General features: G+C 52.5%; 24 protein-coding genes. 12 read left to right on the top strand and 12 right to left on the bottom strand.

Annotation, left to right across the window (positions count from 1 at the left end; all coding sequences use genetic code 11):
* The first annotated feature begins 4 nt into the window (after positions 1 to 4).
* From KHQ09_RS06690 to panB, 4 genes are read left to right on the top strand one after another with little or no spacing between them, the layout of a single operon-like run.
* A complete protein-coding gene (locus KHQ09_RS06690; protein ID WP_213597218.1) occupies positions 5 to 1,570 on the top strand; it encodes an L-aspartate oxidase in 1,566 nt (521 codons plus the stop codon).
* Positions 1,570 to 2,433, top strand: a complete 864-nt coding sequence (nadC, locus tag KHQ09_RS06695; RefSeq protein ID WP_213597220.1) for a carboxylating nicotinate-nucleotide diphosphorylase — start codon at positions 1,570 to 1,572, stop codon at positions 2,431 to 2,433. Before KHQ09_RS06690 ends, nadC begins: the two co-directional genes overlap by 1 nt.
* Before the next feature lie 39 nt (positions 2,434 to 2,472).
* Positions 2,473 to 3,330, top strand: coding sequence for a pantoate--beta-alanine ligase (gene panC, locus KHQ09_RS06700; RefSeq protein WP_213597222.1), 858 nt, complete (start codon positions 2,473 to 2,475; stop codon positions 3,328 to 3,330).
* 22 nt (positions 3,331 to 3,352) lie between these two features.
* Complete coding sequence (gene panB / locus KHQ09_RS06705; RefSeq protein ID WP_213597224.1) at positions 3,353 to 4,162, top strand: 3-methyl-2-oxobutanoate hydroxymethyltransferase; 810 nt, start codon at positions 3,353 to 3,355, stop codon at positions 4,160 to 4,162.
* On the opposite strand, the gene KHQ09_RS06710 is transcribed toward panB, so the two are convergent.
* The 3 genes from KHQ09_RS06710 to ygfZ are packed head-to-tail and all read right to left on the bottom strand — an operon-like array spanning position 4,153 to position 6,684.
* Positions 4,153 to 5,157 (bottom strand): NUDIX hydrolase, encoded by a 1,005-nt coding sequence (locus KHQ09_RS06710; protein ID WP_213597227.1) that lies wholly within the window; start codon positions 5,155 to 5,157, stop codon positions 4,153 to 4,155. The two genes, panB and KHQ09_RS06710, sit on opposite strands and share 10 nt — an antisense overlap.
* Entirely contained in the window at positions 5,150 to 5,770 is a 621-nt protein-coding gene (locus KHQ09_RS06715; RefSeq protein WP_213597229.1) for a YfbR-like 5'-deoxynucleotidase, read from the bottom strand. Before KHQ09_RS06715 ends, KHQ09_RS06710 begins: the two co-directional genes overlap by 8 nt.
* On the bottom strand, positions 5,770 to 6,684 hold the full coding sequence (gene ygfZ / locus KHQ09_RS06720; protein WP_213597231.1) for a CAF17-like 4Fe-4S cluster assembly/insertion protein YgfZ: 915 nt from the start codon (positions 6,682 to 6,684) through the stop codon (positions 5,770 to 5,772). The genes KHQ09_RS06715 and ygfZ overlap by 1 nt, the downstream gene beginning before the upstream one ends.
* 129 nt (positions 6,685 to 6,813) lie before the next feature.
* Here ygfZ and KHQ09_RS06725 point away from each other — a divergent pair, with 129 nt between their 5' ends.
* Positions 6,814 to 8,148, top strand: coding sequence for a dihydroorotase (locus KHQ09_RS06725; RefSeq protein WP_213597233.1), 1,335 nt, complete (start codon positions 6,814 to 6,816; stop codon positions 8,146 to 8,148).
* Between the two features lie 122 nt (positions 8,149 to 8,270).
* Positions 8,271 to 9,251, top strand: coding sequence for a phosphatase PAP2 family protein (locus KHQ09_RS06730; RefSeq protein ID WP_213597235.1), 981 nt, complete (start codon positions 8,271 to 8,273; stop codon positions 9,249 to 9,251).
* On the opposite strand, the gene KHQ09_RS06735 is transcribed toward KHQ09_RS06730, so the two are convergent.
* From KHQ09_RS06735 to KHQ09_RS06750, 4 genes are all read right to left on the bottom strand, one after another.
* The gene (locus KHQ09_RS06735) at positions 9,208 to 10,014 is read right to left on the bottom strand and encodes a hypothetical protein (protein WP_238481578.1); all 807 of its coding nucleotides are present in this window, start codon (positions 10,012 to 10,014) and stop codon (positions 9,208 to 9,210) included. The genes KHQ09_RS06730 and KHQ09_RS06735 overlap by 44 nt on opposite strands.
* Before the next feature lie 103 nt (positions 10,015 to 10,117).
* Positions 10,118 to 10,375, bottom strand: a complete 258-nt coding sequence (locus KHQ09_RS06740; protein ID WP_022712213.1) for a hypothetical protein — start codon at positions 10,373 to 10,375, stop codon at positions 10,118 to 10,120.
* A gap of 231 nt (positions 10,376 to 10,606) precedes the next feature.
* Positions 10,607 to 10,993: a TIGR02301 family protein gene (locus tag KHQ09_RS06745; RefSeq protein WP_116089314.1), complete on the bottom strand. Its 387-nt coding sequence runs from the start codon at positions 10,991 to 10,993 to the stop codon at positions 10,607 to 10,609.
* A 57-nt stretch (positions 10,994 to 11,050) separates the two neighbouring features.
* On the bottom strand, positions 11,051 to 11,476 hold the full coding sequence (locus tag KHQ09_RS06750) for an NUDIX hydrolase (protein WP_213597237.1): 426 nt from the start codon (positions 11,474 to 11,476) through the stop codon (positions 11,051 to 11,053).
* A 91-nt stretch (positions 11,477 to 11,567) separates the two neighbouring features.
* Between KHQ09_RS06750 and KHQ09_RS06755 the strand changes: the two genes are divergently transcribed.
* Entirely contained in the window at positions 11,568 to 12,365 is a 798-nt protein-coding gene (locus KHQ09_RS06755) for an SOS response-associated peptidase (RefSeq protein ID WP_213599851.1), read from the top strand.
* A gap of 196 nt (positions 12,366 to 12,561) precedes the next feature.
* A complete protein-coding gene (locus KHQ09_RS06760) occupies positions 12,562 to 13,176 on the top strand; it encodes a LysE/ArgO family amino acid transporter (protein WP_213597239.1) in 615 nt (204 codons plus the stop codon).
* On the opposite strand, the gene KHQ09_RS06765 is transcribed toward KHQ09_RS06760, so the two are convergent.
* On the bottom strand, positions 13,150 to 13,332 hold the full coding sequence (locus KHQ09_RS06765; protein ID WP_116089219.1) for a hypothetical protein: 183 nt from the start codon (positions 13,330 to 13,332) through the stop codon (positions 13,150 to 13,152). The two genes, KHQ09_RS06760 and KHQ09_RS06765, sit on opposite strands and share 27 nt — an antisense overlap.
* Before the next feature lie 367 nt (positions 13,333 to 13,699).
* On the opposite strand from KHQ09_RS06765, the gene cysS reads away from it, so the two are divergent.
* The 4 genes from cysS to rarD all read left to right on the top strand — a co-directional run bounded on the left by cysS (position 13,700) and on the right by rarD (position 18,385).
* Positions 13,700 to 15,214 carry a cysteine--tRNA ligase gene (cysS, locus tag KHQ09_RS06770; RefSeq protein ID WP_213597241.1) on the top strand — a complete coding sequence of 505 codons (1,515 nt, stop codon included), beginning with the start codon at positions 13,700 to 13,702 and terminating at the stop codon, positions 15,212 to 15,214.
* Entirely contained in the window at positions 15,196 to 15,693 is a 498-nt protein-coding gene (locus KHQ09_RS06775; RefSeq protein ID WP_213597243.1) for a GFA family protein, read from the top strand. The genes cysS and KHQ09_RS06775 overlap by 19 nt, the downstream gene beginning before the upstream one ends.
* A 39-nt stretch (positions 15,694 to 15,732) precedes the next feature.
* The gene (gene cimA, locus KHQ09_RS06780; protein WP_213630821.1) at positions 15,733 to 17,346 is read left to right on the top strand and encodes a citramalate synthase; all 1,614 of its coding nucleotides are present in this window, start codon (positions 15,733 to 15,735) and stop codon (positions 17,344 to 17,346) included.
* 118 nt (positions 17,347 to 17,464) lie between these two features.
* Positions 17,465 to 18,385 carry an EamA family transporter RarD gene (gene rarD, locus KHQ09_RS06785; protein WP_213597247.1) on the top strand — a complete coding sequence of 307 codons (921 nt, stop codon included), beginning with the start codon at positions 17,465 to 17,467 and terminating at the stop codon, positions 18,383 to 18,385.
* Between the two features lie 72 nt (positions 18,386 to 18,457).
* Here the strand turns inward: rarD and pssA are convergent, their stop codons facing one another.
* The 4 genes from pssA to KHQ09_RS06805 all read right to left on the bottom strand — a co-directional run bounded on the left by pssA (position 18,458) and on the right by KHQ09_RS06805 (position 23,641).
* The gene (pssA, locus tag KHQ09_RS06790) at positions 18,458 to 19,282 is read right to left on the bottom strand and encodes a CDP-diacylglycerol--serine O-phosphatidyltransferase (RefSeq protein ID WP_022712203.1); all 825 of its coding nucleotides are present in this window, start codon (positions 19,280 to 19,282) and stop codon (positions 18,458 to 18,460) included.
* The gene (locus KHQ09_RS06795) at positions 19,282 to 19,980 is read right to left on the bottom strand and encodes a phosphatidylserine decarboxylase (RefSeq protein ID WP_075654616.1); all 699 of its coding nucleotides are present in this window, start codon (positions 19,978 to 19,980) and stop codon (positions 19,282 to 19,284) included. Before KHQ09_RS06795 ends, pssA begins: the two co-directional genes overlap by 1 nt.
* 287 nt (positions 19,981 to 20,267) lie before the next feature.
* Positions 20,268 to 22,154: an ABCB family ABC transporter ATP-binding protein/permease gene (locus KHQ09_RS06800; protein WP_213597249.1), complete on the bottom strand. Its 1,887-nt coding sequence runs from the start codon at positions 22,152 to 22,154 to the stop codon at positions 20,268 to 20,270.
* Positions 22,155 to 22,330: 176 nt separating this feature from the next.
* A complete protein-coding gene (locus KHQ09_RS06805; RefSeq protein ID WP_213597251.1) occupies positions 22,331 to 23,641 on the bottom strand; it encodes an Ig-like domain-containing protein in 1,311 nt (436 codons plus the stop codon).
* Between the last annotated feature and the right edge of the window lie 20 nt (positions 23,642 to 23,661).

A 23,661-nucleotide genomic window follows, 5' to 3' on the forward strand; every position in this document is an offset into this window, starting at 1 on the left:
GACGATGAGCACGAAACCCAATCAGATTATACCCGGTCAGATTATAATTGTCGGCGGCGGGCTGGCAGGGCTGTTTTGCGCCCTGCAGCTCAGTCCTGTGCCTGTTACGGTGATAGCGGCTGCGCCTATCGGGCAGGGCGCATCTTCCGCATGGGCGCAGGCCGGTATTGCTGCGGCTGTGTCATCCGATGATACAGTGGAAAGCCATGTAACGGATACGCTGATCGCCGGTGACGGTATTGTGGATGAGGATGTCATTCGCATGATGGCCTCTTCGGCCTCAGATCGTGTGCATGATCTTCTCGAACTCGGCGTGCCGTTCGACCGCGATCTGGCCGGTCATTTGCAAGTGTCGCGCGAGGCAGCGCATAGTCATAACCGTATCGTGCGCGTGCGTGGCGATATGGCTGGCCGTGCGATCATGCAGGCACTGGTTGCCAAAGTGCGGGAAGCACCATCCGTCACGCTGATCGAAAATGCTTCGGCCTATCAGCTGATTTCGGATGCAGATGGCATCAGCGGGCTGATCATTCGCCGTACAGATGGCTCAGACCAGATTTTGCCTGCGCATCAGGTGGTAATTGCCAGTGGCGGTATCGGCCATCTCTATCAGGTGACCACCAATCCGGTTGAGGCCAGCGGTTCCGGTATCGGTATGGCGGCACAGGCCGGTGCGCTTTTGGCGGATATGGAATTTGTGCAGTTTCACCCGACAGCGCTGGATGTGAAGGCTGATCCGGCACCTTTGGCAACAGAGGCGCTGCGTGGCCACGGCGCGCATCTCGTCAATAAAGCCGGCGAACGCTTTATGCTGCACCATGATCCGGCTGCGGAAATGGCACCGCGCGATGTCGTGGCACGCGGTATTTATGAAGAGGTGATGAGCGGGCGCGGTGCTTATCTCGATTGCACCAAGGCAATCGGTGAGAGTTTTGCGCAGGAATTCCCGACCGTTTATGCCTATTGTCAGGCCGTGGGCATCGATCCGGCGCGTGATCTCATTCCCGTTGTGCCTGCAGCGCATTATTTTATGGGTGGTATTCTCACGGATATGGATGGCCGCACGACGGTTAAAGGCCTGTGGGCTTGCGGCGAGGCAGCCTCCACCGGCGCACATGGTGCCAATCGCTTGGCATCCAATTCTTTGCTTGAAGCGGTAGTGTTTGGCGCGCGGGTAGCTGAGGTGATCAGGCAGTTGCCGCAGGAAGAATGTGCATCCCAATCTGTCGTGCAGGTTCTGCCTGCTGCAAATAAAAAGGATTGCACTGAGGGTATGCAGCAGTTGCGGGCGGTTATGAGCCGCAGTTTCGGTGTTATCCGCAGGCAGGATCAGATGTTGCAGGGGCTGCAACAAATCCGGCAACTGGCACAGAGTAATCATGATCCGCTATTCGCCAATTGCTTGGCAACTGCCGAAGTCTTGGCCGTATCGGCTTTGGCGCGCAAGGAAAGCCGCGGCGGTCATTATCGCAGCGACTATCCTGAAAGCTCGGTCATCTGGCAACATCGCTCAATGATGACTTTGCAAGATGCTCAGGAAACCTATCAAAAATTAGCGGAAACTGCCTGATGAAAACTGCTTATCCTTCTGTTCTGCCGCGTCCGCTGGTTGAAGAGGCTGTGCGCAATGCGCTGCTCGAAGATCTGGGACGTGCCGGAGACATTACCAGTCATGCCACAATTGCTCCTGAAAAACAGGCAACAGCGATACTGACCAGCCGTGAGGACGGCGTGCTTGCCGGTCTGGATTTTGTGCGTGCCGCTTTCGCACAGATTGATTCGTCTTTGGAGGTTTCGGTCGCTGTCACTGATGCGACCCGCATCAAAGCAGGACAGGAGATTGTCCGTATCAGCGGCAATGCCCGATCCATTTTGTCGGCTGAACGTGTGGCACTCAATTATCTGATGGTTCTGTCCGGTATTGCGACTTACACGGCACGTTTCGCGGACAAGATTGCGCATACGCAGGCGAAAATCTGTGACACTCGCAAAACCATGCCCGGTATGCGCTCATTTGCCAAATATGCGGTGCGATGCGGCGGCGGTGCCAATCACCGTTTCGGTCTCGATGATGCAGTGTTGATTAAGGACAACCATATTGCCGTTGCAGGCGGTGTTAAACAGGCGATTGAAGCCGCCCGCAGCTTTGTCGGGCATCTGGTGAAGATCGAAGTTGAGGTTGATACGCTGGAACAGATGGCAGAGGCGCTGTCTGTGCAGGCGGATGTGATTCTTCTTGATAATATGCCGCCGGAAACCCTTGTTAAGGCAGTGGAAATTAATGCCGGACGCGCAAAGCTTGAGGCGTCGGGCAATATTAATTTCGATACGCTGAAAGCCGTTGCCGAGACGGGTGTCGACTATATCTCAACCTCGAAAATCACAATGTCTGCACCGACGCTTGATGTCGGGCTGGATATTATCATCACTTGATGAGATAGAGTGCGCACTGGTTTTTCAGGGGATGATGATATGCAACTGATCCGCACAATTGCAGATTTACGCACGGCTTTGAGAGCCGAGCGGAGTGCAGGCAAGAGTATCGGCTTCGTGCCGACGATGGGCTATCTGCATATCGGCCATCTCACATTGGTCAAGAACAGCCAGCAGCATTGCGATGTGTCTGTGGTGTCAATTTTCGTCAATCCCACGCAATTCGCGCCCAATGAAGATCTGGCGCAATATCCGCGTGATCTGCCCCGTGATCTGAAACTGCTCGAAGAGCAGGGCGTGGATTATGTTTTCGCACCTGAGGTGGATGAGATGTATCCGGATGGCAGCGGTAAAACAGCGACCTATGTTGATGTTGGTGATTTGTCTTCCATCCTGATGGGGGCATTGCGCCCTAATCATTTTCGTGGCGTGGCAACGGTGGTGAGCAAGCTGTTTAATATTGTGCAGCCGGATAAAGCTTTCTTCGGCGAGAAAGATTATCAGCAGCTCGCTGTTATCAAGCGTATGGCTGCTGATCTCAATCAGCCGGTTGAAGTCTTCGGCGTGCCGACAGTGCGCGAACCGGATGGTCTTGCCTGTTCATCGCGCAACAGTCTTTTGAGTGCGGAAGACCGTGCTGCTGCTATTATCCTGCCGCAGGCGATGCAAATGGCTCAAGTCTTGGTGGATCAGGGCGAGCGTTCGGTTGCTGCATTGCGCCATGCTGTTGTCGATAAGTTGCAGCAGGAACCGCGCGGTGAGATCGAGGCCGTGGATATCCGTGATGCAGAAACACTGGCCGAAACCGCAGAGCTGCTCACTGCAGCGGCGGTGCTGTTGCTGACGGTGCGTTTTGGTAAAACCCGCCTGATCGACCAGCATGTGCTGCGCTTTTAACTTCTAATCAAAGGAAACGGCCATGAGTGTCCAGAAACAAATCCGCCGTATCACCGTGCCGGAAATCCGTGCTCGCAAAGGCGGTGTGCCGCTGGTGTCCCTCACGGCTTATCATGCCCATACAGCGGCGATTGTTGATCGCTATGCGGATTTTATGCTGGTGGGTGACAGTGTTGGCATGGTGATGCATGGCATGGATTCGACTATCGGCGTATCTCTGGAAATGATGATCATGCACGGGCAGGCGGTGATGCGCGGCTCATCCCGTGCGCTGGTCGTGGTGGATATGCCGTTCGGCTCCTATGAGGAAAGTCCGCAAGTTGCGTTCCGTAATGCGGCGCGGATCATGGCGGAAACCGGCTGCGGTGCGGTTAAGCTTGAGGGCGGCGTGCAGATGTCTGAGACGATCAGCTTTCTGACCAAACGCGGCATTCCGGTGCTGGCGCATATCGGTCTTACCCCGCAGGCCGTGCATGTGATGGGTGGTTATAAAGTGCAGGGGCGCGATCAGGCGCTGTGGGATCTGATTAAACAGGATGCGCAGGCGGTTGCTGATGCCGGTGCTTTCGGCATTGTGCTGGAGGGCATTGTCGAGCCGCTGGCGCGTGAGATTACGGCGCAGGTTGCGGTGCCGACCATCGGTATCGGCGCGTCAGCGGAATGTGACGGGCAAATTCTGGTGCTGGAAGATATGCTCGGTCTCAACGACAAGCCTGCGAAATTTGTTCGTCAATATGGTGCCATTGGTGCAGCTATTGACGAGGCGGTGAAGACTTACGCGGAAGATGTGAAAAGCCGCAGCTTTCCTGACGAGCGACATATTTATCGCTGAGATAGGGTAACTTTTAAGCCAGGTGCAGGGCGCTCTTCCAGAACCGCACGGCGGAAACGGTAGAGCGCAGCCGGTCTTCCGCGTTGCTGGCTGAGGCTGGCACCGGTCGGTTCCACCAGTTCGGCATTTTCCACCAGACGTCGGAAATTCTGCTTATGCAGATGACGACCGGAGATCGCCTCAACGGTTTCCTGCAAGGCTGTGAGGGTGAAGCAATCGGGCATCAGCTCGAAAATCACCGGACGGTATTTCAGCTTGGCACGCAGGCGGGCAATTGCGGTTGCGAGAATACGGCGATGATCGAACACCATGGCTTTGCCGGTATGGCGTTGCAATTCGTCCAGCTGTGCGCTCGGGCTGACGGTGCCGTCTATGGTTGCCTCCCGCACCAGACCAGCCTCATAAAGAAGCTCGTAGCGTTCGAGTGCACGCTCCTCATCCCATTGAATACCATCGGTGCCGAAGGCAAGACGCAGACGTGTCAGACGTGGGAGCTGATGCAGATCATAGGCCGGATGGCTGCGTTTGTCGCTCTGCGCCCACTCACGTAAGGCAGGGATAATAAGCTGGTCGATGAGTGGCGGCTTACCGCTGCGCCAGTCTTCCCAAGGCAGAAAATCATACCAATATTGCCAGTCATTTTCCGGCTGCTCGCCATTCTGACGTGTCAGTGCCAGATAGCCGACAGAAATCACATGGGTATCATCGGTCGGCATGGCAGATTTGGCACGGCCACGGTCGCCGAATGTATAGAGCTGTTCCACATAGCCGAGGCGCAAGGCCGTTTGCGCTTCCACCCATAGCCGCAAACCCATTTCCAATGTGCGATGTTTTAGCGGATCAAACCGTCCGTAAGGGAGTGAAAGCGCGGCAGACATTTCGTGTGCTGCGGGCATTTCATGGTCATCAGAGCAGAGAATAACCGGACGGTTATTGCTGATTGTAACAACTGCAGCACTCAAACCCACCTCAACGACAGCGGAAACATCAGCCATGAATTTGTGTCTCCAATTCGTTGAATCGGTTGATAAAAGCCTGTTCTATCTCTGCGGTTGGCCGTGGTGATAAATCAAAGTGACCGGCATGGAAACCGCGCGGACGACCGAAAAACTCTGCGGCCTCTGTCGTACTGAAACCGGCCAGTTCTGTTGCTTCAAAATAAGCGGAAACAATGTCAGCTTTCTTAATCGCTTTTTTTAAAACTGCAGGCACGGTCGCGGGCAGGGAAAAGCGCAGATGAATGGCAGTTTCCAGTCGCGCTTCAATCTGTTTATAGGCACCGCCCAGCACCGCCTTGAAGGGTGAGATCATATCGCCGATCACATATTCCGGCGCATCATGCAGCAAAGCCAGCAGTTGATGCTGCAAGGGAGTAGCCGGATTTTGCTCGCGGAAAATCTGTTCCACCAACAGCGAATGTTGCGCCACGGAATAAGCATGGTCGCCACGGGTCTGGCCATTCCAGCGGGCAACGCGTGCCAGCCCGTGGGCAATATCACTGATTTCAATATCCAGCGGTGAAGGGTCAAGCAAATCCAGCCTGCGGCCTGACAACATACGCTGCCATGCCCGAACCGGTTTTGTTTTAGAACCGCCGGATACTGCCATTAGTCTGCTGCCCCTTCAGGGAAAGTGAATTTAGCATAGGCAGGAATTGTTAGGTTCACTTCCGTTTCACCGGCAAGCAGCGGAATGTTTTTATCCATTGCGTCTTTAACGCGGTCGATGCGAACCAGAGCGAGTGCATTGCTGCCTTTAACACTACGCAAGGTTCCGACTTCTTTGCCAGCAGCAGTAATCGGCGTGTCTGATGCGGGCAAGTCTGCCTGTGCCGTCACCTGCAAAATCCGGCGCCGTGCAGTGCCGCGATGCTGCATACGGGACACAACTTCCTGTCCGACGAAACAGCCCTTCTTAAATGACACACCGCTGAATTGCTCGAAATTAATATCATGCGGGAAAACATCATTCATGATGAAATCCGCACCGCCTTCGGCAATACCATAGTGAATACGCAAAGCTGCCCATGCATCGCGATCAGATTGCGTGGCGGGGGAGGCGCTGCCGCTTTCAGCATAATGACGCAGGACATTCGTTTCTTCAGGGAAGCGCTCATCGCGCACGGTCTGATAGCTCTCAAGGCTAATTGAATCACTTTCTGAACTGCCTGAATCAGTTTTCCAGCTAATTCTGATAATCGATTCATTTAAAACGATAATTTCCGCTTTGGCACGCAGGCGATAAAGCGTGAGACGCTTGGCAAAAACCTCTGCCACATCCTTCGCAATATCAATGCGGAAGCCGTCTTCAACGCGTGAGATCAGAAAATCGAACTGGATTTTACCTTGCGGGCTCAGCAGTGCCGATGCGCGCAGAATACCGGTTTCGAGGGAACTCAGATCAGCCGTGAAAATAGATTGCAGAAAAGCTTCCGCATCGGGACCTCGCACGAGAATCTGTGTGCGGTCGTCGAGATTTCCGGTTGGTCCGGTAAACAGAGTTAAAGGTTCTGTCGTTGTCATATCAACTTTCCGGTTTATAAAGCAGTGCAGATGCAATTATCTTGATATTCATCGCTTTGTTACGTAAGCCGCATTGCGAGTAATCGCAAGTCAGGAACAGCGAGTTATCGCAAGACAGGAGAGCCGCGAATGACCACAACATTCGATACGATTTTCAAAGGCGCAACGGTAGTCAATCATGACGGCAGTGCCGTTCGTGATATCGGCGTTAAAAACGGTCGCATTACCGCTATCGGTTCCCTGTCAGAGAATGCCGCAGGCGAGGTTGTCAACTGCACCGGCCTTCATATTCTGCCGGGTGTTGTGGATAGCCAGGTGCATTTTCGTGAGCCAGGTCTGGAGCATAAAGAAGATTTGCAGACCGGTTCGCTTGCAGCTGTACTTGGCGGCGTGACCTCTGTTTTCGAAATGCCGAATACCAAGCCGCTGACAACTTCACCGGAAGCGCTGGCCGATAAAGTCAAGCGCGGCACGCATCGCATGCATTGCGACTTCGCTTTCTGGGTTGGTGGTACACGCGACAATGCCAAAGATGTGCCTGAGTTGGAGCGCCTGCCGGGCGCTGCGGGTATCAAAGTGTTTATGGGCTCTTCAACCGGCGATCTGCTGGTGGAGGATGATGAAGGCGTTGCATCCATTCTGCGCAATACACGCCGCCGCGCGGCTTTCCACTCGGAAGATGAATTCCGCCTGCGCGAGCGCGAAAGTCTGCGTGTTGAAAACGATCCGTCCAGCCATCCGGTCTGGCGCGATGAGATTGCAGCACTGACCTGCACCCAGCGTTTGGTGCGCATTGCCCGCGAAACCGGCGCGCGCATTCATGTACTGCATATTTCGACTGCGGAAGAAATTGAATTCCTGAAAGACTATAAAGATGTGGCGACCTGTGAGGCGACACCGCATCACCTGACGCTGTCTTCGGAAGATTATAAAACACTCGGCAATCTCATTCAGATGAACCCGCCGGTGCGCGATGCACGTCACCGCGATGGTATCTGGCATGGTATCGGGCAGGGTGTTGTGGATGTGCTGGGTTCTGACCATGCACCACATACTCTGGAAGAAAAGCAGAAGCCTTATCCGGCATCACCATCCGGCATGACCGGTGTGCAGACGCTGGTGCCGATCATGCTCGATCACGTTAATGCAGGTCGTTTGTCGCTGGAGCGCTTTGTTGATTTGTCATCACATGGTCCGAACCGCATTTTCGGCATGTCCCGTAAAGGGCGTATTGCAGTCGGTTACGATGCGGATCTGACAATTGTTGATATGAAACGCAGTGTGACGATCACACATGAACAGGCTGGTTCGAAAGCGGGCTGGACACCATATCATGGCAAGACAGTCACCGGCTGGCCTGTTGGTACTATCGTGCGTGGTCATAAAGTGATGTGGGAAGGCGAGATCGTTAATCCTGCACTCGGTGAGCCGGTGGAATTTGTTGAGGCACTTCCGAGAAATTAAAAAAGCTCGCTTTACAGAAAATTATAAGAGACCGCATTATCCGATAATGCGGTCTTGTGCATTTTAGAGTGCGCTTCTTTAGATTTACGACTGATCAATGAGTTTGTGTGTATTGATGCAGTATGAAAACACAATCGTCTGTCCTGCATCATTATTTTCGTCCTGTAGAGTTGGCTCTGCTGGGGATCATTCTTATTACGCTGCTTGCAGATGCCGTTCTGCTTCTGAGTTCAGGGCAGAAAGTATTTTACTTCGCTTATAGCGGACAGCTTATCTTTGCTGCATTGATGTTCGGATTGAGTTTCATATACCGCTGGCGCGGGCGTAGCGAGCGCATTGCCACTGTTACGATGAGCACTGGCTTGTTTATGATTTTTACTTCGGCAATGGCACTGCTGAATTATTTGTTCTTACCCAATTTACGCCCGACACTTGATCTTTGGCTTGTCTCACTGGATGCCAGCCTTGGCTATAACTGGGTGGACGCTGTGACATGGAGTGTCAGCTATCCTTTGGTTAATGATATTCTAGGCTATGCTTATTTGTCTAATCTCTATCAGATCGTTATCCTGATAATTTTACTTGGTTTCAGCGGGCGTATTTATGCCTTGCACGGTATGATTTTGACCCTGACGCTGAGTGGAGCTGTTACCGTACTGTTCTGGATACTTTTTCCCTCGATCGGGCCGAGTGCGTTATTTCCGTTGCCTGAAAGTGTGATTTCAAAATCTCAGCAGATTGTAGGGACTGCATATGGCAAGGAACTAACTGATCTTCTGTATAATGGTACAGCAATGATTATGCCGAATGATGCACGTGGACTGATTTCATTTCCGTCTTTTCATACGGTTATGGCGCTGGCGGGCATGTGGTATTCCCGTTCAGTCAAGTGGCTGTTTCCGTTTTTCCTGCTTTTGAATTTGACAGTGCTACCAGCCGTCTTGGTTCATGGCGGACACCATCTTGTTGATATACCGGCAGGTATGGCTGTTTTTGCTCTGTGTGCATGGGCAACAGAGCGTTTTCAGCAGCGCTTTGACAGACAGGGAAAAACGATCGTCAGTCGCCGGCTACAAAAAACTTCCATGAGCCATCCGGCGTAATGCCGAGGCGATAGAAAATATAGGCGCCGACGCCCTTCATTTCTTCAAAATCACCGGCAGTTACAATCTGATACAGCTCAACCATCTGCCGGTCGTCCAGCTTGTCCAGCGGGTAGGCGAAGAAATACGGCCAGACATAAACTTCATTCGGTGTACCGGCATCGAGATGCGCATAGCCGGACTCGAGCAGATCTACGAGAATGGCAAGCAATTCCTGACCATTACTGTCGCCGGAAAGGCTTTTGAGAAATTCCAGCGGTGTGCCGTCATATTCACCGAGTGAAAGCATCGGGCTGGTTTCGCCGCCGTCACCGAGCAATGGTTTCAGCGCGTCAATCTTTCCGGCTTTCGCAATATCGAGAATTTTCTTGCGGGTGTCCTGCACAGCCTGCGGAAGCTTTGAATAGTCATAGGAGACTTCCGGAATCTTACCTTCCGGTGAAACATGCGGACGGGTAATATCGCGCTCCGGACTGCCGTTTTCGGAGGCTGCGCCGGATTCAGGCGCTCTGTAGGTTTCAGTAGGCACCTGACGCAATGGCCCCGGTAAAGGCACCTGCGCCGGATTGACCTCTTCGCCGTCTTCACCGGCAGGTGTTTCGCTCAACGCTAGAATTTGTGGTTTCCCGCTCAAAGTTCCGGCGGAGGCCGGTACTGAGACAGATGCGGCAATCATGGCCAGAGCCAGACCGGAGAGGAAAGACGTGCTCAGAAACTTGTCTGAGCTGAGTTTGCTCGGCCAGTGGCGGGATGAAAGCAACATCAGAAACTCCGGAAGAGAAATATATATTCAAAATAAATGTTTACGGCATCCAATAGCACAAATTATGACGGATGCCGACTGTGCCCGGAAGATTACTGCAAAATTACTGCAAAATACGGTTGGGCAAAAACTCACCGGCAATGATCTGCTCACGCAATTTATCGAGCAGGCCAAGCGCCGCATCTTCGCCCGTGCTGCGCAGAAGCTCGGTCAATGCATTGGCAAAAGCAGCCTCTGCGAGAATTTCCGGTTCAATGCCTTCTGAAATCCCGTCAGCCCAGGCTTCATGCTGATATTCGATCGCCGCCTGTTTTTTCTCATGGGCAATCAATTCATCGAGGTCTGTCGGAGCATGATTCATTAAAATATCACCTTGGCTTTATGCCGTTGGACACTGCATCGCAGAAGACGGACAGGACTTAGCTAAAGAAAGTGCTGTCATAGAGCCATTCAGAGCAGAAACGACTATCTGAAGACCGTTTCTTACACTATCAGCCGACGCATCACCATCAATAATTTAATCTCTTGTTAACAGATTGCGATGGTTTGTGAATGGCAGATTTCGCCTTTATTGCAATGAATGAAGTTTTGGTTAATTGCCGTAATGGGCAACCAGTCCTTCAGAGAGCTTTTCACCCTGCAATTTAAACCGGTCGATTGCTTTCAGTGCCTGATCGGTACATTGGCTGTAATTGTCAGCATAGCTGCGATAGTTGTTGTTAAAGGCTGAAACCAGATTTTTACGTCGCGTTTCATCCGCTTTTTCAGCTGTGAGCAATTCATTCATCTGATCACGCCAGAGACTGGTTTTGTCGCCGCAAAGATTGCTCAAATAGTGGAGGGAGCCGAGGGTGCCTGCCAGCTGGATCATCTGGCTTTCATAGGGCGGGCCGCTGGTTTCCTGTGTTTGTGCCTGTGCGGAAATACCGGATGCAGAAAATCCTGTAACCAACAGGAAGCTAACAAGAAATCTGGTCATACACATACTCCGCGCCTTCACTATAAATTGTGCAGTAATCAGGCTGTTTCAAGGCGTTCAGCCTTCTTCCTGCAGAATACGGCGCGCAAAAACCAAAGTGCTGACGGTTACAATATGCTGCACCATATCTTCAACTGTCAGCCAGTGCAGCGAAACAGCATCATCGCCAGCCTGTTCCTGTCCGCTGAGGTCATAAGCGCGGAAAATACAAAGATTATAGACCCTGCCGTACAGCCCTTCCTGAGACAGATCAATTGTATCGACCAGCCGCAGGCGGTTGCAGTGCAAGCCGGTTTCTTCTGTGAGTTCGCGCCGTGCGGCCTGTTCGGCATTTTCTCCTGCTTCAACCCCGCCACCCGGAAAAGCGAGTGAACCTTTGAGTGGCTCCTTGCCGCGTTTCACCAGCAGGAAGCGGTTCTCCTTACGGCAGATGATGGAGGCACCATGGGCGATGAGCGGGTGAGGGGAAATGTCCTGTATCATAGAATGAGTGGTAAAAACCTGCCCGCAGATTTGCAAGCTTTGTTTATCAGGTACCTTGACCTTTACGGTAAAACTCGCAACACCAAACATTATGTGTGGACGTTTTGCATTACTGGCAACAATTGATGAGGTGGAGGCGCAGTTCGGCGTGATTGTCGATGAAGCCTTTCCGCCGCGCTATAATATTTCACCGACCCAACCGATCATGATTGTGATGAATGGTGAAACACCGGCACCCGGCAGCAACCGGCCGGATCGTATTGCAATGCTGGTGCGTTGGGGCTTTGTGCCGTCATGGACAAAAGACCCGCTGAACTTTCCGCTGATGATCAATGCCCGCTCTGAGACAGCGCATGAAAAGCCGTCTTTCCGCACAGCGATAGAGCACCGGCGTAGCTTGCTGCCGGTGAGCGGTTTTTATGAATGGCGCAAGCTTGGGGATGGCAGAAAACAGGCCTATTGGATACGCCCGCGTCATGGCGGAACCATTGCTTTTGGTGCGTTGATGGAAACATGGGTAAGCGGTGACGGTTCACAGATGGATACGGCAGCCATTCTGACGATGGCCACCAATCATGCGCTATCACATATTCATGACCGTCTGCCGTTGGTGATCCATCCTGAGGACTATCAGGAGTGGCTGGATTGCAAGCGCAACCGTGCCAAGGATGTGAAGCATTTGCTCAAACCGGTGCAGGATGATTTTTTTGAGGCGATTCCCGTCTCGGATAAGATCAATAATGCCCGTTATTTTGGCACAGATGTGCATGAGGTGGTGGAAGAACGGACAGTTTCTCAGGAACCAGTCGTCAAAAAACCGGCTAAACCTAAAAAGCCTGCTGTCAAAAAGAAAACAGATGACAATGACGACCAGTTCAGTATGTTTTAATTAATTCTTTCAAAAACATAACTGACAGCGCATCCCGAAAAGTGGTTGCCGGTTTTCGGGTGGGATGCGCGTTGATGTAAAGTTTGCATCCCGAAAAGTGGTTGCCGCCTACACGGGAAATCAGTCCACCGGACTGATTTCTAATCCCGCTTCGATCGGATAAGATGCGCGTCAATTTAACAAGAACGAGTCTATCGTGGGAACAGCAGCAATTTCGGGCTTTCTGCTCGGACTATCCTTGATTGTCGCCATTGGTGCGCAAAATGCCTATATTCTGAGACAGGGACTGCTGCGCCAGCATGTGTTTATTCTCTGTCTGATCTGCGCTCTGTCTGATGCCTTGCTGATTGCAGCAGGCGTTGCAGGGCTGGGCACGCTGATCGCAAAGTCCCCTTCATTGATTACAGTGGTGACTGTCGGCGGCGCTGCTTTTCTGTTCTGGTATGGTCTGTCTGCTTTTCGCCGTGCGATGCATCCTGACGGGTTGCGTGCCGGCAATGGCGGCGCGGTCAGCCTGAAGGCTGCTGTCGGGACTTGTCTGGCGCTGACCTTCCTCAATCCGCATGTCTATCTTGATACGGTTGTGCTGGTCGGCAGCCTCTCTGCGCGTTTTGAAGGGCAGGCGCGTCTGGCCTATGGGCTGGGTGCGATAACAGCCTCTTTTGTCTGGTTTTTCTCGCTCGGCTATGGTGCACGATTGCTGCAGCCGTTTTTTGCCAAACCTTCGGCATGGCGTATTCTCGACTGCATTATCGGCATCATTATGTGGGCGATTGCGTTCAGCCTACTTAGCCGCCTGTTGGGGCCGTAAGGCTTTATCTGACGGCAGATAAGAGACGTGCAGCCGCTTCTCGTCACGGTGGCTGCGCGGTGCCGAACGCAGAGCTGCCGCCAAAAATGCAGGGCCGATTGCACGATACTGCTCGGTAAGCTGATCTTTTTTAGATGCGCTGAAGATCTTTTTCATAATGTTTCCTTCCCTAACTCACAGCTCCCATTATCGTGAAAAATGGGACTGAAGCATGGCTGGAAATGTGCAAATTCGGGCGCAAATCTGGGTAATGTCACGGCGGTAATGCCGCGTGTCATGATTGCCGCCGGTCATAAAAATCTCTGAGCTGTCTCTTGACGCGGCACAGGATCAGAGAGATAAGTGCTGTCATGAAAACACCATTCGCAAACACCATTTGTATTATTGCGGTCATTATTCGCTAGCAGATTGCTGGCTCGGATGTTTTCGTCTTCCTTTTCCTTTTGAAGCAGACAAATGCACCGGCCAGCAGGCTGCGCAAGTCTTGTTTGTGCTTTAGAACCGTATGTTAAAGGGAAGTCAGATGTCTGCCACTGAATTGCGTTTGTATAATACGCTGACCCGCAGGAAAGAGGACTTTGTTCCGATCAATCCTGATCATGTGCGCATGTATGTCTGCGGCCCGACAGTTTATGATTTTGCCCATATCGGCAATGCGCGTCCGGTGATTGTATTTGACGTGCTGTTCCGTCTGCTGCGCCATGTCTATGGTGAGAGCCAAGTGACTTATGCGCGTAACCTCACTGATGTGGACGACAAGATTAATGCGCGTGCCGTGCGCGATTATCCTGATTTACCGCTGAATGAAGCTATTCGCAAAGTCACGGAAAGCACCAATGCGCAGTTCCAGAGCGATGTAACGGCGCTTGGCAATCTCGAACCATCCAGCCAGCCGCGTGCAACCGAACATCTGGAAGAAATGCGCCAGCTGATCGAACGTCTGATTGAGCGCGGTCATGCCTATGTGGCTGACGATCATGTGCTGTTTGCAGTTAAAACCATGAGCGGCGACCATGGCCCCCGTTATGGTGCGCTTGCCCGCCGCTCACTGGATGAGATGATTGCCGGTGCACGTGTGGATGTGGCTTCTTACAAGCGCGATGAGATGGATTTCGTGCTGTGGAAACCATCCAAAGAGGGTGAGCCGGGCTGGCCGTCTCCGGCAGGTATTGCGGTTCACGGTCGTCCGGGCTGGCACATTGAGTGCTCGGCTATGTCGATGGCCAAATTGCTGGAGCCGTTTGGTGGCGGTCTGAAATGCGATGATCCGCTGAAAAATACTTTCGACATTCATGCCGGCGGTATTGATCTGGTATTCCCGCATCATGAGAATGAGATTGCCCAGTCATGCTGCGCTTTTGGTTCAGAACGCATGGCCAATATCTGGATGCATAATGGTTTTCTGCAGGTCGAAGGTCAGAAAATGTCCAAATCTCTGGGCAATTTCATCACCATTGATGATGTGCTGAAATCGGAACTGCCGCAATTGTCAGGCACAGATGCGCCAGAGGATTTCCGCCGTCGCTGGACCGGCATGGCTGCACGTCTTTCCATGTTGCAGACCCATTATCGTGAGCCGATCAACTGGACGCAGCAGCGTTTGATCGAATCCGGTGAGGAACTGGCGAAGTGGTATCAGGTGATTTCCGAACAGCCGGTTGCTGCCTCTGCGAATAAGGCAACAGTGTTTGCGGATAGTATTGGCGATGACCTGAATACTTGGTCAGCAATCACAGAATTGCGCAAAGCCTATAAACAGGGTGATGTGGAGGCGTTGGTTTCCGGCCTCAACCTGCTTGGTCTTCACGATGCGCAATTATTGGCTGAGGCTGCACAATATCTGTTCAGCGCTGCCGCAGATGTCGACACGGCAGATGTTGAAAGACAGATCTCCGAGCGTCTGGCATTCATCAACGGAAAAAATTGGGCGGAAGCTGACCGTATTCGTGACTCATTGCTGGCACAGAATATTCAGCTCAAGGACGGCAAAGATCCGGCTACGGGAGAACGGGTGACAACATGGGAAGTGAAACGCTGAGTGAAAATCCGGTCGCCAGCGGGGGCTGCCAATGCGGTGCTGTGCGTTTTCGTGTGAAGGGGCGGCTGGGCAGTGCATCCATCTGTCATTGTCGCATGTGCCAGAAAGCCTTCGGAAATTACTTTGCTCCTTTGGTCTCCGTTAAAGAGGGGACATTGGAATGGACGCGCGGAACACGAAAACTGTTCCGCTCATCCAATCATGTGCAGCGCGGCTTTTGTGCCGATTGCGGCACACCGCTGACCTATGAAGCGCCGGACGGTCTGGCGCTGTCCATTGCGGCTTTTGACAATCCGCAGGAAATTGAGCCGGTTGTGCAATGGGGCATGGAGGGCAGGCTGCCTTATCTGGACAAGCTGAGCACCTTGCCTGCCTATACGACAGATCGTGATCCTGAAAGCGCGGAATTCGTGCGTACTATGGTATCTTATCAGCATCCGGATCATGACACTGAGACATGGCCGCAAGGCCATGCATAAATCTCACGCATAAATACGGATATGGAGGAAAGAACAACAATGAAAAAAGAGCGTATCTATATTTATGATACCACCCTGCGCGATGGTCAGCAGACACCGGGCATTGATTTCTCGGTTGCGGATAAGAAAGCCATTGCCGCCATGCTGGATGATTTCGGCATGGATTATGTTGAGGGCGGTTATCCGGGCGCAAACCCGACAGATACGAGCTTTTTTCAGCGCAAACATACGGCAAAGGCAAAATTCGCCGCTTTTGGTATGACCAAACGTCCGGGTGTTTCCACCTCCAATGATCCGGGCATGTCAGTGCTGTTACAGGCTTCCAGCGATGTGATCACCTATGTTGCCAAAAGCTGGGACTACCATGTGCATCTGGCACTCGGCTGCTCTCTGGAAGATAATCTGGAATCGATCACTTCATCAGTCACTGCGGCGCGCATGGCCGGTAAGGAATGTATTGTCGATTGCGAGCATTTCTTCGACGGTTTTAAAGCCAATCCTGATTATGCGCTGGCCTGTGCCAAAGCGGCCTATGGTGCCGGTGCGCGCTGGGTAGTGCTTTGCGATACCAATGGCGGTACGCAGCCGGGTGAAGTCGGTGACATTGTCCGTGCTGTTAAGAGTGTTGTACCGGGCGAATGTCTGGGTATTCATGCGCATAATGACACGGAACAGGCCGTTGCCGTGTCGCTGGCCGCAATTGATGCCGGTGTGCGGCAGGTGCAGGGCACGCTCAATGGTATCGGTGAGCGTTGCGGCAATGCCAATCTTGTCACGCTGATCCCGACATTGATGCTTAAACCTGTCTGGGCAGACCGCTTCGAAGTCGGCATCAGCATGGATGCTCTGGCAGGTATTACCAAACTGTCCCGTACTTTCGATGATATTCTCAACCGCGCACCGAACGATCAGGCGGCTTTCACCGGCAGTTCAGCTTTCGCTACCAAAGCAGGCATTCATGCTTCTGCTTTGCTGAAAGAGCCTAAAACCTATGAACATGTGCCGCCGGAAATGGTGGGCAATCATCGCCGTGTCATGGTGTCCGATCAGGGAGGCAAGTCCAACTTTATTGCTGAGCTCAACAAGCGTGGCATTCAGGTTGCCAAGGATGACCGCCATCTCGATACGCTGATTGCGCTGGTCAAAGAACGTGAAGCTGAAGGTTATGCATATGAAAGCGCGGATGCGAGTTTTGAATTGCTTGCCCGTCAGCAATTGGGGGCGGTGCCGCAGTTTTTCCGTGTGGAAGCCTTCCGCTGTATGGTTGAGCGCCGCTATGACAGCAATGGCTGCCTGAAAACCGTGTCGGAAGCGATTGTTAAAATCATCATCGATGGTGAGGAGCACTTGTCGGTGGCAGAAGGTCATGGTCCGGTTAACGCGCTCGACCTTGCCTTGCGCAAAGATCTCGGCCGTTATCAGGAAGAACTTGCTGATCTTGAACTGGTGGATTTTAAAGTCCGTATCCTCAATGGCGGTACGGAAGCGATCACCCGCGTTCTGATCGAGTCGCATGATGCCAGCGGCCAGCGCTGGCGCACAGTCGGTGTGTCAGACAATATTATTGATGCATCCTTTCAGGCACTGATGGATTCTGTCGTCTATAAGCTGATGAAAAACCGCGAACTTGCGGGACATATTGCAGCAGAATAAAATTTGCCGTTTGCGGAGCCGATAAAACGGGAGTACCGGTTGTTACTGATGCAATTGTAATGAACGGCTCCCGCTGTAAGAATAAAGCCCGAGACCGGAAATCTGAGGATGGATAACTATGAGTGACCGGTCTCAAGCGGCAATGCCGGAGGCGACACGCGGTTTTATTTTCGCGATGCTGGCCTATTTGTTCTGGGGGCTTTTCCCGTTTTATATGAAGGCCGTCGCCCATATTCCGGTTGTGGAGGTGCTGGCGCATCGGGTGATCTGGTCTTTGCCTGTAGCGGCCGTCATTTTGGTTTTTATGGGACGTACCAAGGATGTCGGTGCCGCATTGCGTAATCCGCGCACCTTGGCTATGGCCTGCCTGACAGCTTCCCTGATCACGTTGAACTGGGGTGTCTATGTCTGGGCGATTTTCAATGATCACGCGCTGGATGCCGCACTTGGTTATTATATCAACCCGCTGGTCAATGTGCTGCTTGGCGCGATTTTCCTTAAAGAGCGTCTGACAAGAGTACAGCTGGTTGCTGTATTCCTTGCTGCTGCTGCGGTGGTGTTGCTGACAGTAGAGCAGGGCGGTCTGCCTTGGGTATCTATCATTCTGCCGCTGTCATTCGGCTTTTATGGTTTCTTCCGTAAATCTCTGCCGATTGGCCCGTCACAGGGCTTCATGCTGGAAGTGATCATCCTGTTCATTCCGGCCAGTGCCTATGCAATCTGGCTGTATACACAAGGGCAGGATCATTTCGTTACCGGTACACCAGCGGATATTTCTCTGCTGATGCTGGCCGGTGTGGTGACCGCTGTACCGCTGATTATGTATGCGACCGGTGCGAAACTGCTGCGCTACACCACACTGGGACTGATGCAGTATATTACACCGACCATGCTGTTCCTGATCGCAGTTTTCGCGTTCAAGGAACCGTTTAATACAATTCAGCTTTATGCCTTTGCGCTGATCTGGGCAGGGTTGATCCTCTATACATGGTCAATCCTGAAAGAAGCACGGGCGGATAAGATCGCTGCCAAAGCATAAAAGCAGAGATAACAGAACAAATAAAAAGCCCGCTCAAAAGCGGGCTTTTTATTTTTCATTATCTGAACAGTTTCACGCCTGATTTTCAGAGGATTTTTTTTCTTCCGCCGCGAAACGGCGCTTCCATGCCAGTGCACTAAAAGGCAGGAATACCAGATAGGCCAAAGCTGTCAGTGTCAGTGTCTGCCAGGTAAAGCTCATCAGAAAACCGGCATAGATCACCACGCCGAGGATCAGCGGCATAACAAAGTCACGACGGATAAAGCTGCCTGCGGTTTTGCCGTTATAAACCGGCAGACGGCTGACGAGCAAAAAGGCAATCACAATTGTGAAGCCTGCTGTGCCATAGGCCAGAGCCTTGCTTGGCAGCACGCCGAGGAAGCCGGAATAGACCGGCAGCAAAACCAGCATCGCACCGGCCGGTGCCGGAACGCCGATAAAATAATTGCCCTGCCATGCAGGCTGGTTCGGATCTTCCAGCATCACATTAAAGCGCGCTAAGCGCAGGCAGCAGGCAATCGTATAGATCAGTGCGGCAATCCAGCCGAAAGAACCGGCCTGATCCAGCATGAACAGATAGAGCACCAGTGCCGGAGCCACGCCGAAATTGACGATATCGGCCAGAGAATCCATCTGGGCACCGAATTTGGAAGACCCTTTCAGGAGCCGCGCAATCCGTCCGTCAATACCGTCGAGAAAGGCTGCAAGCAGCACCATAGCCACGGCCTGTTCGAAACGATGCTCAATGGCAAGACGGATACCGCTCAAGCCTGCACAGATCGCAAGAACGGTAATCAGATTAGGAATGATGATCCGCATCGGAATTTCGGAAAAGCGCGGACCGCGCCCTTCCGTATTGCCATTTGGATCCAGCGGCGGGAAAGGTGCTTCAAGCATCAGGCAATCCGCACGGTTGGCGCAGTGCGCGTTTCATCAAATTCTGCCAGAACGGTTTCACCTGCCACAGCCGTCTGGCCGACAGCAACGCGGGCAACGGCACCTTTTGGCAGATAAATATCATTACGCGAACCAAAGCGGATCAGACCAAAGCGCTCGCCGGTTGAAAGATCTTCACCGGCTTTTGACCAGCAAACGATACGGCGGGCTACAAGACCGGCAATCTGCACTACAGCAACGGTGCCATGGGCGCTGTCGATCAGCACCGAATTGCGCTCATTCTCAGTGCTGGCTTTGTCCAGTTCTGCATTCAGGAATTTACCCGGACGGTGCATCACGGCAGTGATTTTGCCACGCACCGGTGCACGGTTGATATGAACCGAAAACACATTCATGAACACGCAGATGCGCAGCATCGGCTCTGTACCCAGATCCAGCTCTGCCGGCGGAACGCACATGCCAACGGAAGAAATTTTGCCATCCGCAGAGCTGATGACGAGTTTGTCATCCAGCGGCGTGATGCGCAGCGGATCACGATAGAAATAAATGCACCAGATGGTCAGCACCATCCCTACCCAGAACAAAGGTTCCCACAACCAGCCAAGCAACAGCGACACAACAAAAAATGCTGCGATAAAGGGGTAGCCCTCGCGGTGGATAGGAACAAAAGTATTGCGAATGGTATCGGACAGGCTCATCGGTTTTCCTCAGATTTTCCGCTTCAATAACGCAAAGTAACAGCGTTTAAAATGATTAAGCGCAATCAGCGCAACAAAATTCATGATATTCGTGCTTTATCATAACAAAATGCTCACAGAACATTACCGCAAGCACCGGTTTTGATTTTTTTTATATTCCGCATCGACACGGAATCAAAACGGTTCAGGTGATGTTGATCTCACCGGAACCGCCATTGCTGCATGCATATACAATGAACAGCCAGCGCGAATATCTGCTGTCATCATAGAGGATCATCAGTGCCCTGTCATTCTCCGGCAGGGGCGCCGCGAGTAACAACGCCAAGTTCATCGCTTTCACGAACCTGACGCAGACGGGCTTCCGCTTCATCAGCTTCACGCTGACGATCCCACATGGAAGCATAAAGTCCGCCTTCTACCAGCAGATCACGATGGGTGCCGCGCTCGGCAATCTGGCCGTCTTTGAGCACGATAATTTCATCGGCACTGATAACAGTCGACAGACGGTGCGCAATCACCAGAGTAGTGCGGTCACGGCTGACCAGATCCAAAGACTGCTGGATATCCTGCTCGGTTGCTGTGTCCAGTGCCGAAGTTGCTTCGTCAAGGATCAGGATCGGCGGGGCTTTCAGAATCGTACGGGCAATCGCCACGCGCTGCTTCTCGCCACCGGAGAGTTTAAGTCCGCGCTCACCAACCATTGACTGATAGCCTTCCGGCAATAGCTGGATGAAGCGGTCGATCTGCGCCAGCTTGGCAGCCTGTTCTACTTCCTGCTCTGACGCCGACGGGCGGCCATAGCGGATATTGTAAGCGATTGTATCGTTAAACAGCACCGTATCCTGCGGCACCATACCAATCGCATGACGCAGGCTGACCTGCGACACTTCGCGGATATCCTGCCCGTCAATTGTCACCGAACCCTGCTGCACATCATAGAAACGATAAAGCAGGCGGGAGATAGTTGATTTACCTGCACCGGACGGTCCTACAATCGCAATGGTCTTGCCTGATGGTACTTCAAAGCTGATATTACGCAGGATCGGACGGGACGGATCATAGGCAAAGCTGACATTGTTGAAGCGGATTGCCCCTTGCGAGACGGCCAGAGCCGGTGCATCGGGTTTGTCTTTAACCTCTTCTTCAACTTCAAGAAGATCAAACATCTGCTCAATATCGGTCAGCCCCTGACGGATTTCACGATAGATAAAGCCGATCATATTCAGCGGCAATGACAGCTGCATCAACAGCGCATTGATGAAGACAAAATCGCCGAGCGTATGGGTTCCGGCCTGTACTTCGCGGGCAGACATCACCATCAGGATCATCATGCCGACACCAAAAATCACGGCCTGACCAAAGTTCAGCCAGCCAAGTGATGTCCATGTCTGGGTTGCTGCTTTTTCATAACGTGCCATCGAGCGGTCATAGCGCTCGGCTTCCATGGCCTCATTGCCGAAATATTTGACCGTTTCAAAATTCAGCAGTGAGTCAATCGCTTTGGTATTGGCATCCGTATCGGATTCATTCATTTCGCGGCGGATATTAATACGCCAGTCACTCGCCTTGACGGTGAACCACATATAGAGCCAGACCGTTGCCGCAACCACGATCAGATAGCTGACACCATAAGCAAAACCGAAAATCGCTGCAGTCAGCGCAAATTCCAGAAGGGTCGGAACCGAGCTCAGAATGGTGAAGCGCACAATGGTTTCAATGCCTTTGACGCCACGTTCAATCACACGGGACAGGCCGCCGGTGCGGCGCTCAAGATGAAAACGCAGCGACAATTTATGCATATGCACAAAAGTACGATAGGCAAGCTGACGCACTGCATATTGGCCGACGCGGGCAAATAACGCATCGCGCAGCTGGTTCAGACCGGCCTGAATGATACGTGCCAGATTATAGGCAACGACCAGCATCAAAGCGCCGACAAAAATCTGCGGCACCCAGCTTTCCGGTTTGAAAGAACCATCCAGCGCATTGGTTGCCCATTTGAAAAAATAAGGCACCAGCATCAGCACGAATTTGGCGATGACCAGATAGAAGGTCGCCCAGACGACCCGCATTTTGAGATCATGACGCTCACTCGGCCACATATATGGCCAGAGTTTCGCCAGTGTTTTCAGGGTCTGACCGGATTCTGCCGAGACTGTTTTTTGTTTTTTCATCTTTTTATTTAACGCCACAGACGGTCACTGCTGCCGCCTTCATGCTGTATTGCGGTCTAAGTGCCGCAGAATTGCTGCAAGTTTCTTCATCGTCTTATCATAGCTGCAGGCGTGATAGAAACAAAACGCCTGCACAATGTTGTGAGGAAGACAAACACGCTCCGGAGAAACAGGATTTACGGTAGTTTCTGCTTCACATCCTGCTCGCTGAGCGGGGTTTTCGGCATGACGAAAACCTGTCCCGGCCAGATCAGGTCAGGGTTCTTAATCTGATCAGTATTGGCCAGATAAATCGTGGTGTAACGCGTGCCGCTGCCATAAGTGCGCTTGGAGATTGTCCAGAGATTATCGCCTTTACGGATAATCACCGAGCCTTCCGCTTTTTCCAGAGGCTGTGCCTGTGTCTCTCCGGCAGGCTGGCTTTCCTGAGCGGTCTGTCCGGCATCCGGTGCATTTTGCGCGGCGATTGCAGGGGCGACAGCCGCAATATTCTCACCGGCTTCACGACGGAAAGGCACACGCGCTGTGGCCAGAATTTTACCGCCCTTATCCATCAGATCAGCGCGGATAATATAGTCACCAACAGCAAGCGGCTGCTGGGTCTGCACCAGATAGCGCCCCTCAGGGGTGATGACGGCTGTGCCGAGCAAAGTCTCATTGGCTGAGACATTAACCGTCTGGCCACCGCGTGCATGACCGGCGACAAATACCGAGCGGCCTTCAATCTCCACGGCTTCCACGGCAATGCTGACGGCATCCTGAGAATTGCCCTCTGCAAGTCCGCCCTGTACGGCCTGCGACGGCAGCAGGGTAACAGCAGCATCATTGCCATGCGCAGCTGCCGGTGCATCTTTATTCTCAGGTGTATGCGCAGCATTTCCGCTACTGGCCTGCGGCGTTGTAATCATGCGGCTGGCCTGACCAGGCTCTTCAACAAGTGCGAGAACCTGACCATCCGGTGTTGCAGGAACAGAGAGGATCGCGGTCTGCTGCGATGTTGCAACGGAATTATCTTCCGCAGTTGCACGCAGAACCAGCTGATAATCGCCGCTTTTCAGCGCCTCATCCAGAATAATTGCAAAATCACCGTTCTCACCGGCCTTGGCAGAGCCTAGCACACGGGTTTTAGAAATTACATCAACCACAGAATTCGGTGCGGCTTTACCGGCAATGACCAGTGAGCCGTTGCCCTCAAGGCGCAGCACATCAAAAACCGGAACTGTAACACTCTGTTCCGGTACTGTTTTTTCCGGTTCTGTTGGTTTGGTATCCGCCGGTGCAGCAGTATTACCCGCAACAGACTTGTCAGTCTGGGCAGGAGTTTCAGGTTGGGTCGTCGCAGCAGGCTTGTTATCTGTTGCTGTTTTTGAAACAGGTGCCTGCGGAGGCTGATCCGTTTTCTGCGGAGCCATGCTAAAATATGCAAGAAGACCACCTGCTATAACAACAGCAGCAAAACCGGCAAGCGCATAACGACTATTCTGCATACGGGGCTGACCCTTTTAAC

Origin of the sequence: Pseudochrobactrum algeriensis (assembly GCF_018436245.1) — a bacterium.
In the GTDB taxonomy this organism is placed as follows: Bacteria; Pseudomonadota; Alphaproteobacteria; order Rhizobiales; family Rhizobiaceae; genus Pseudochrobactrum; species Pseudochrobactrum saccharolyticum.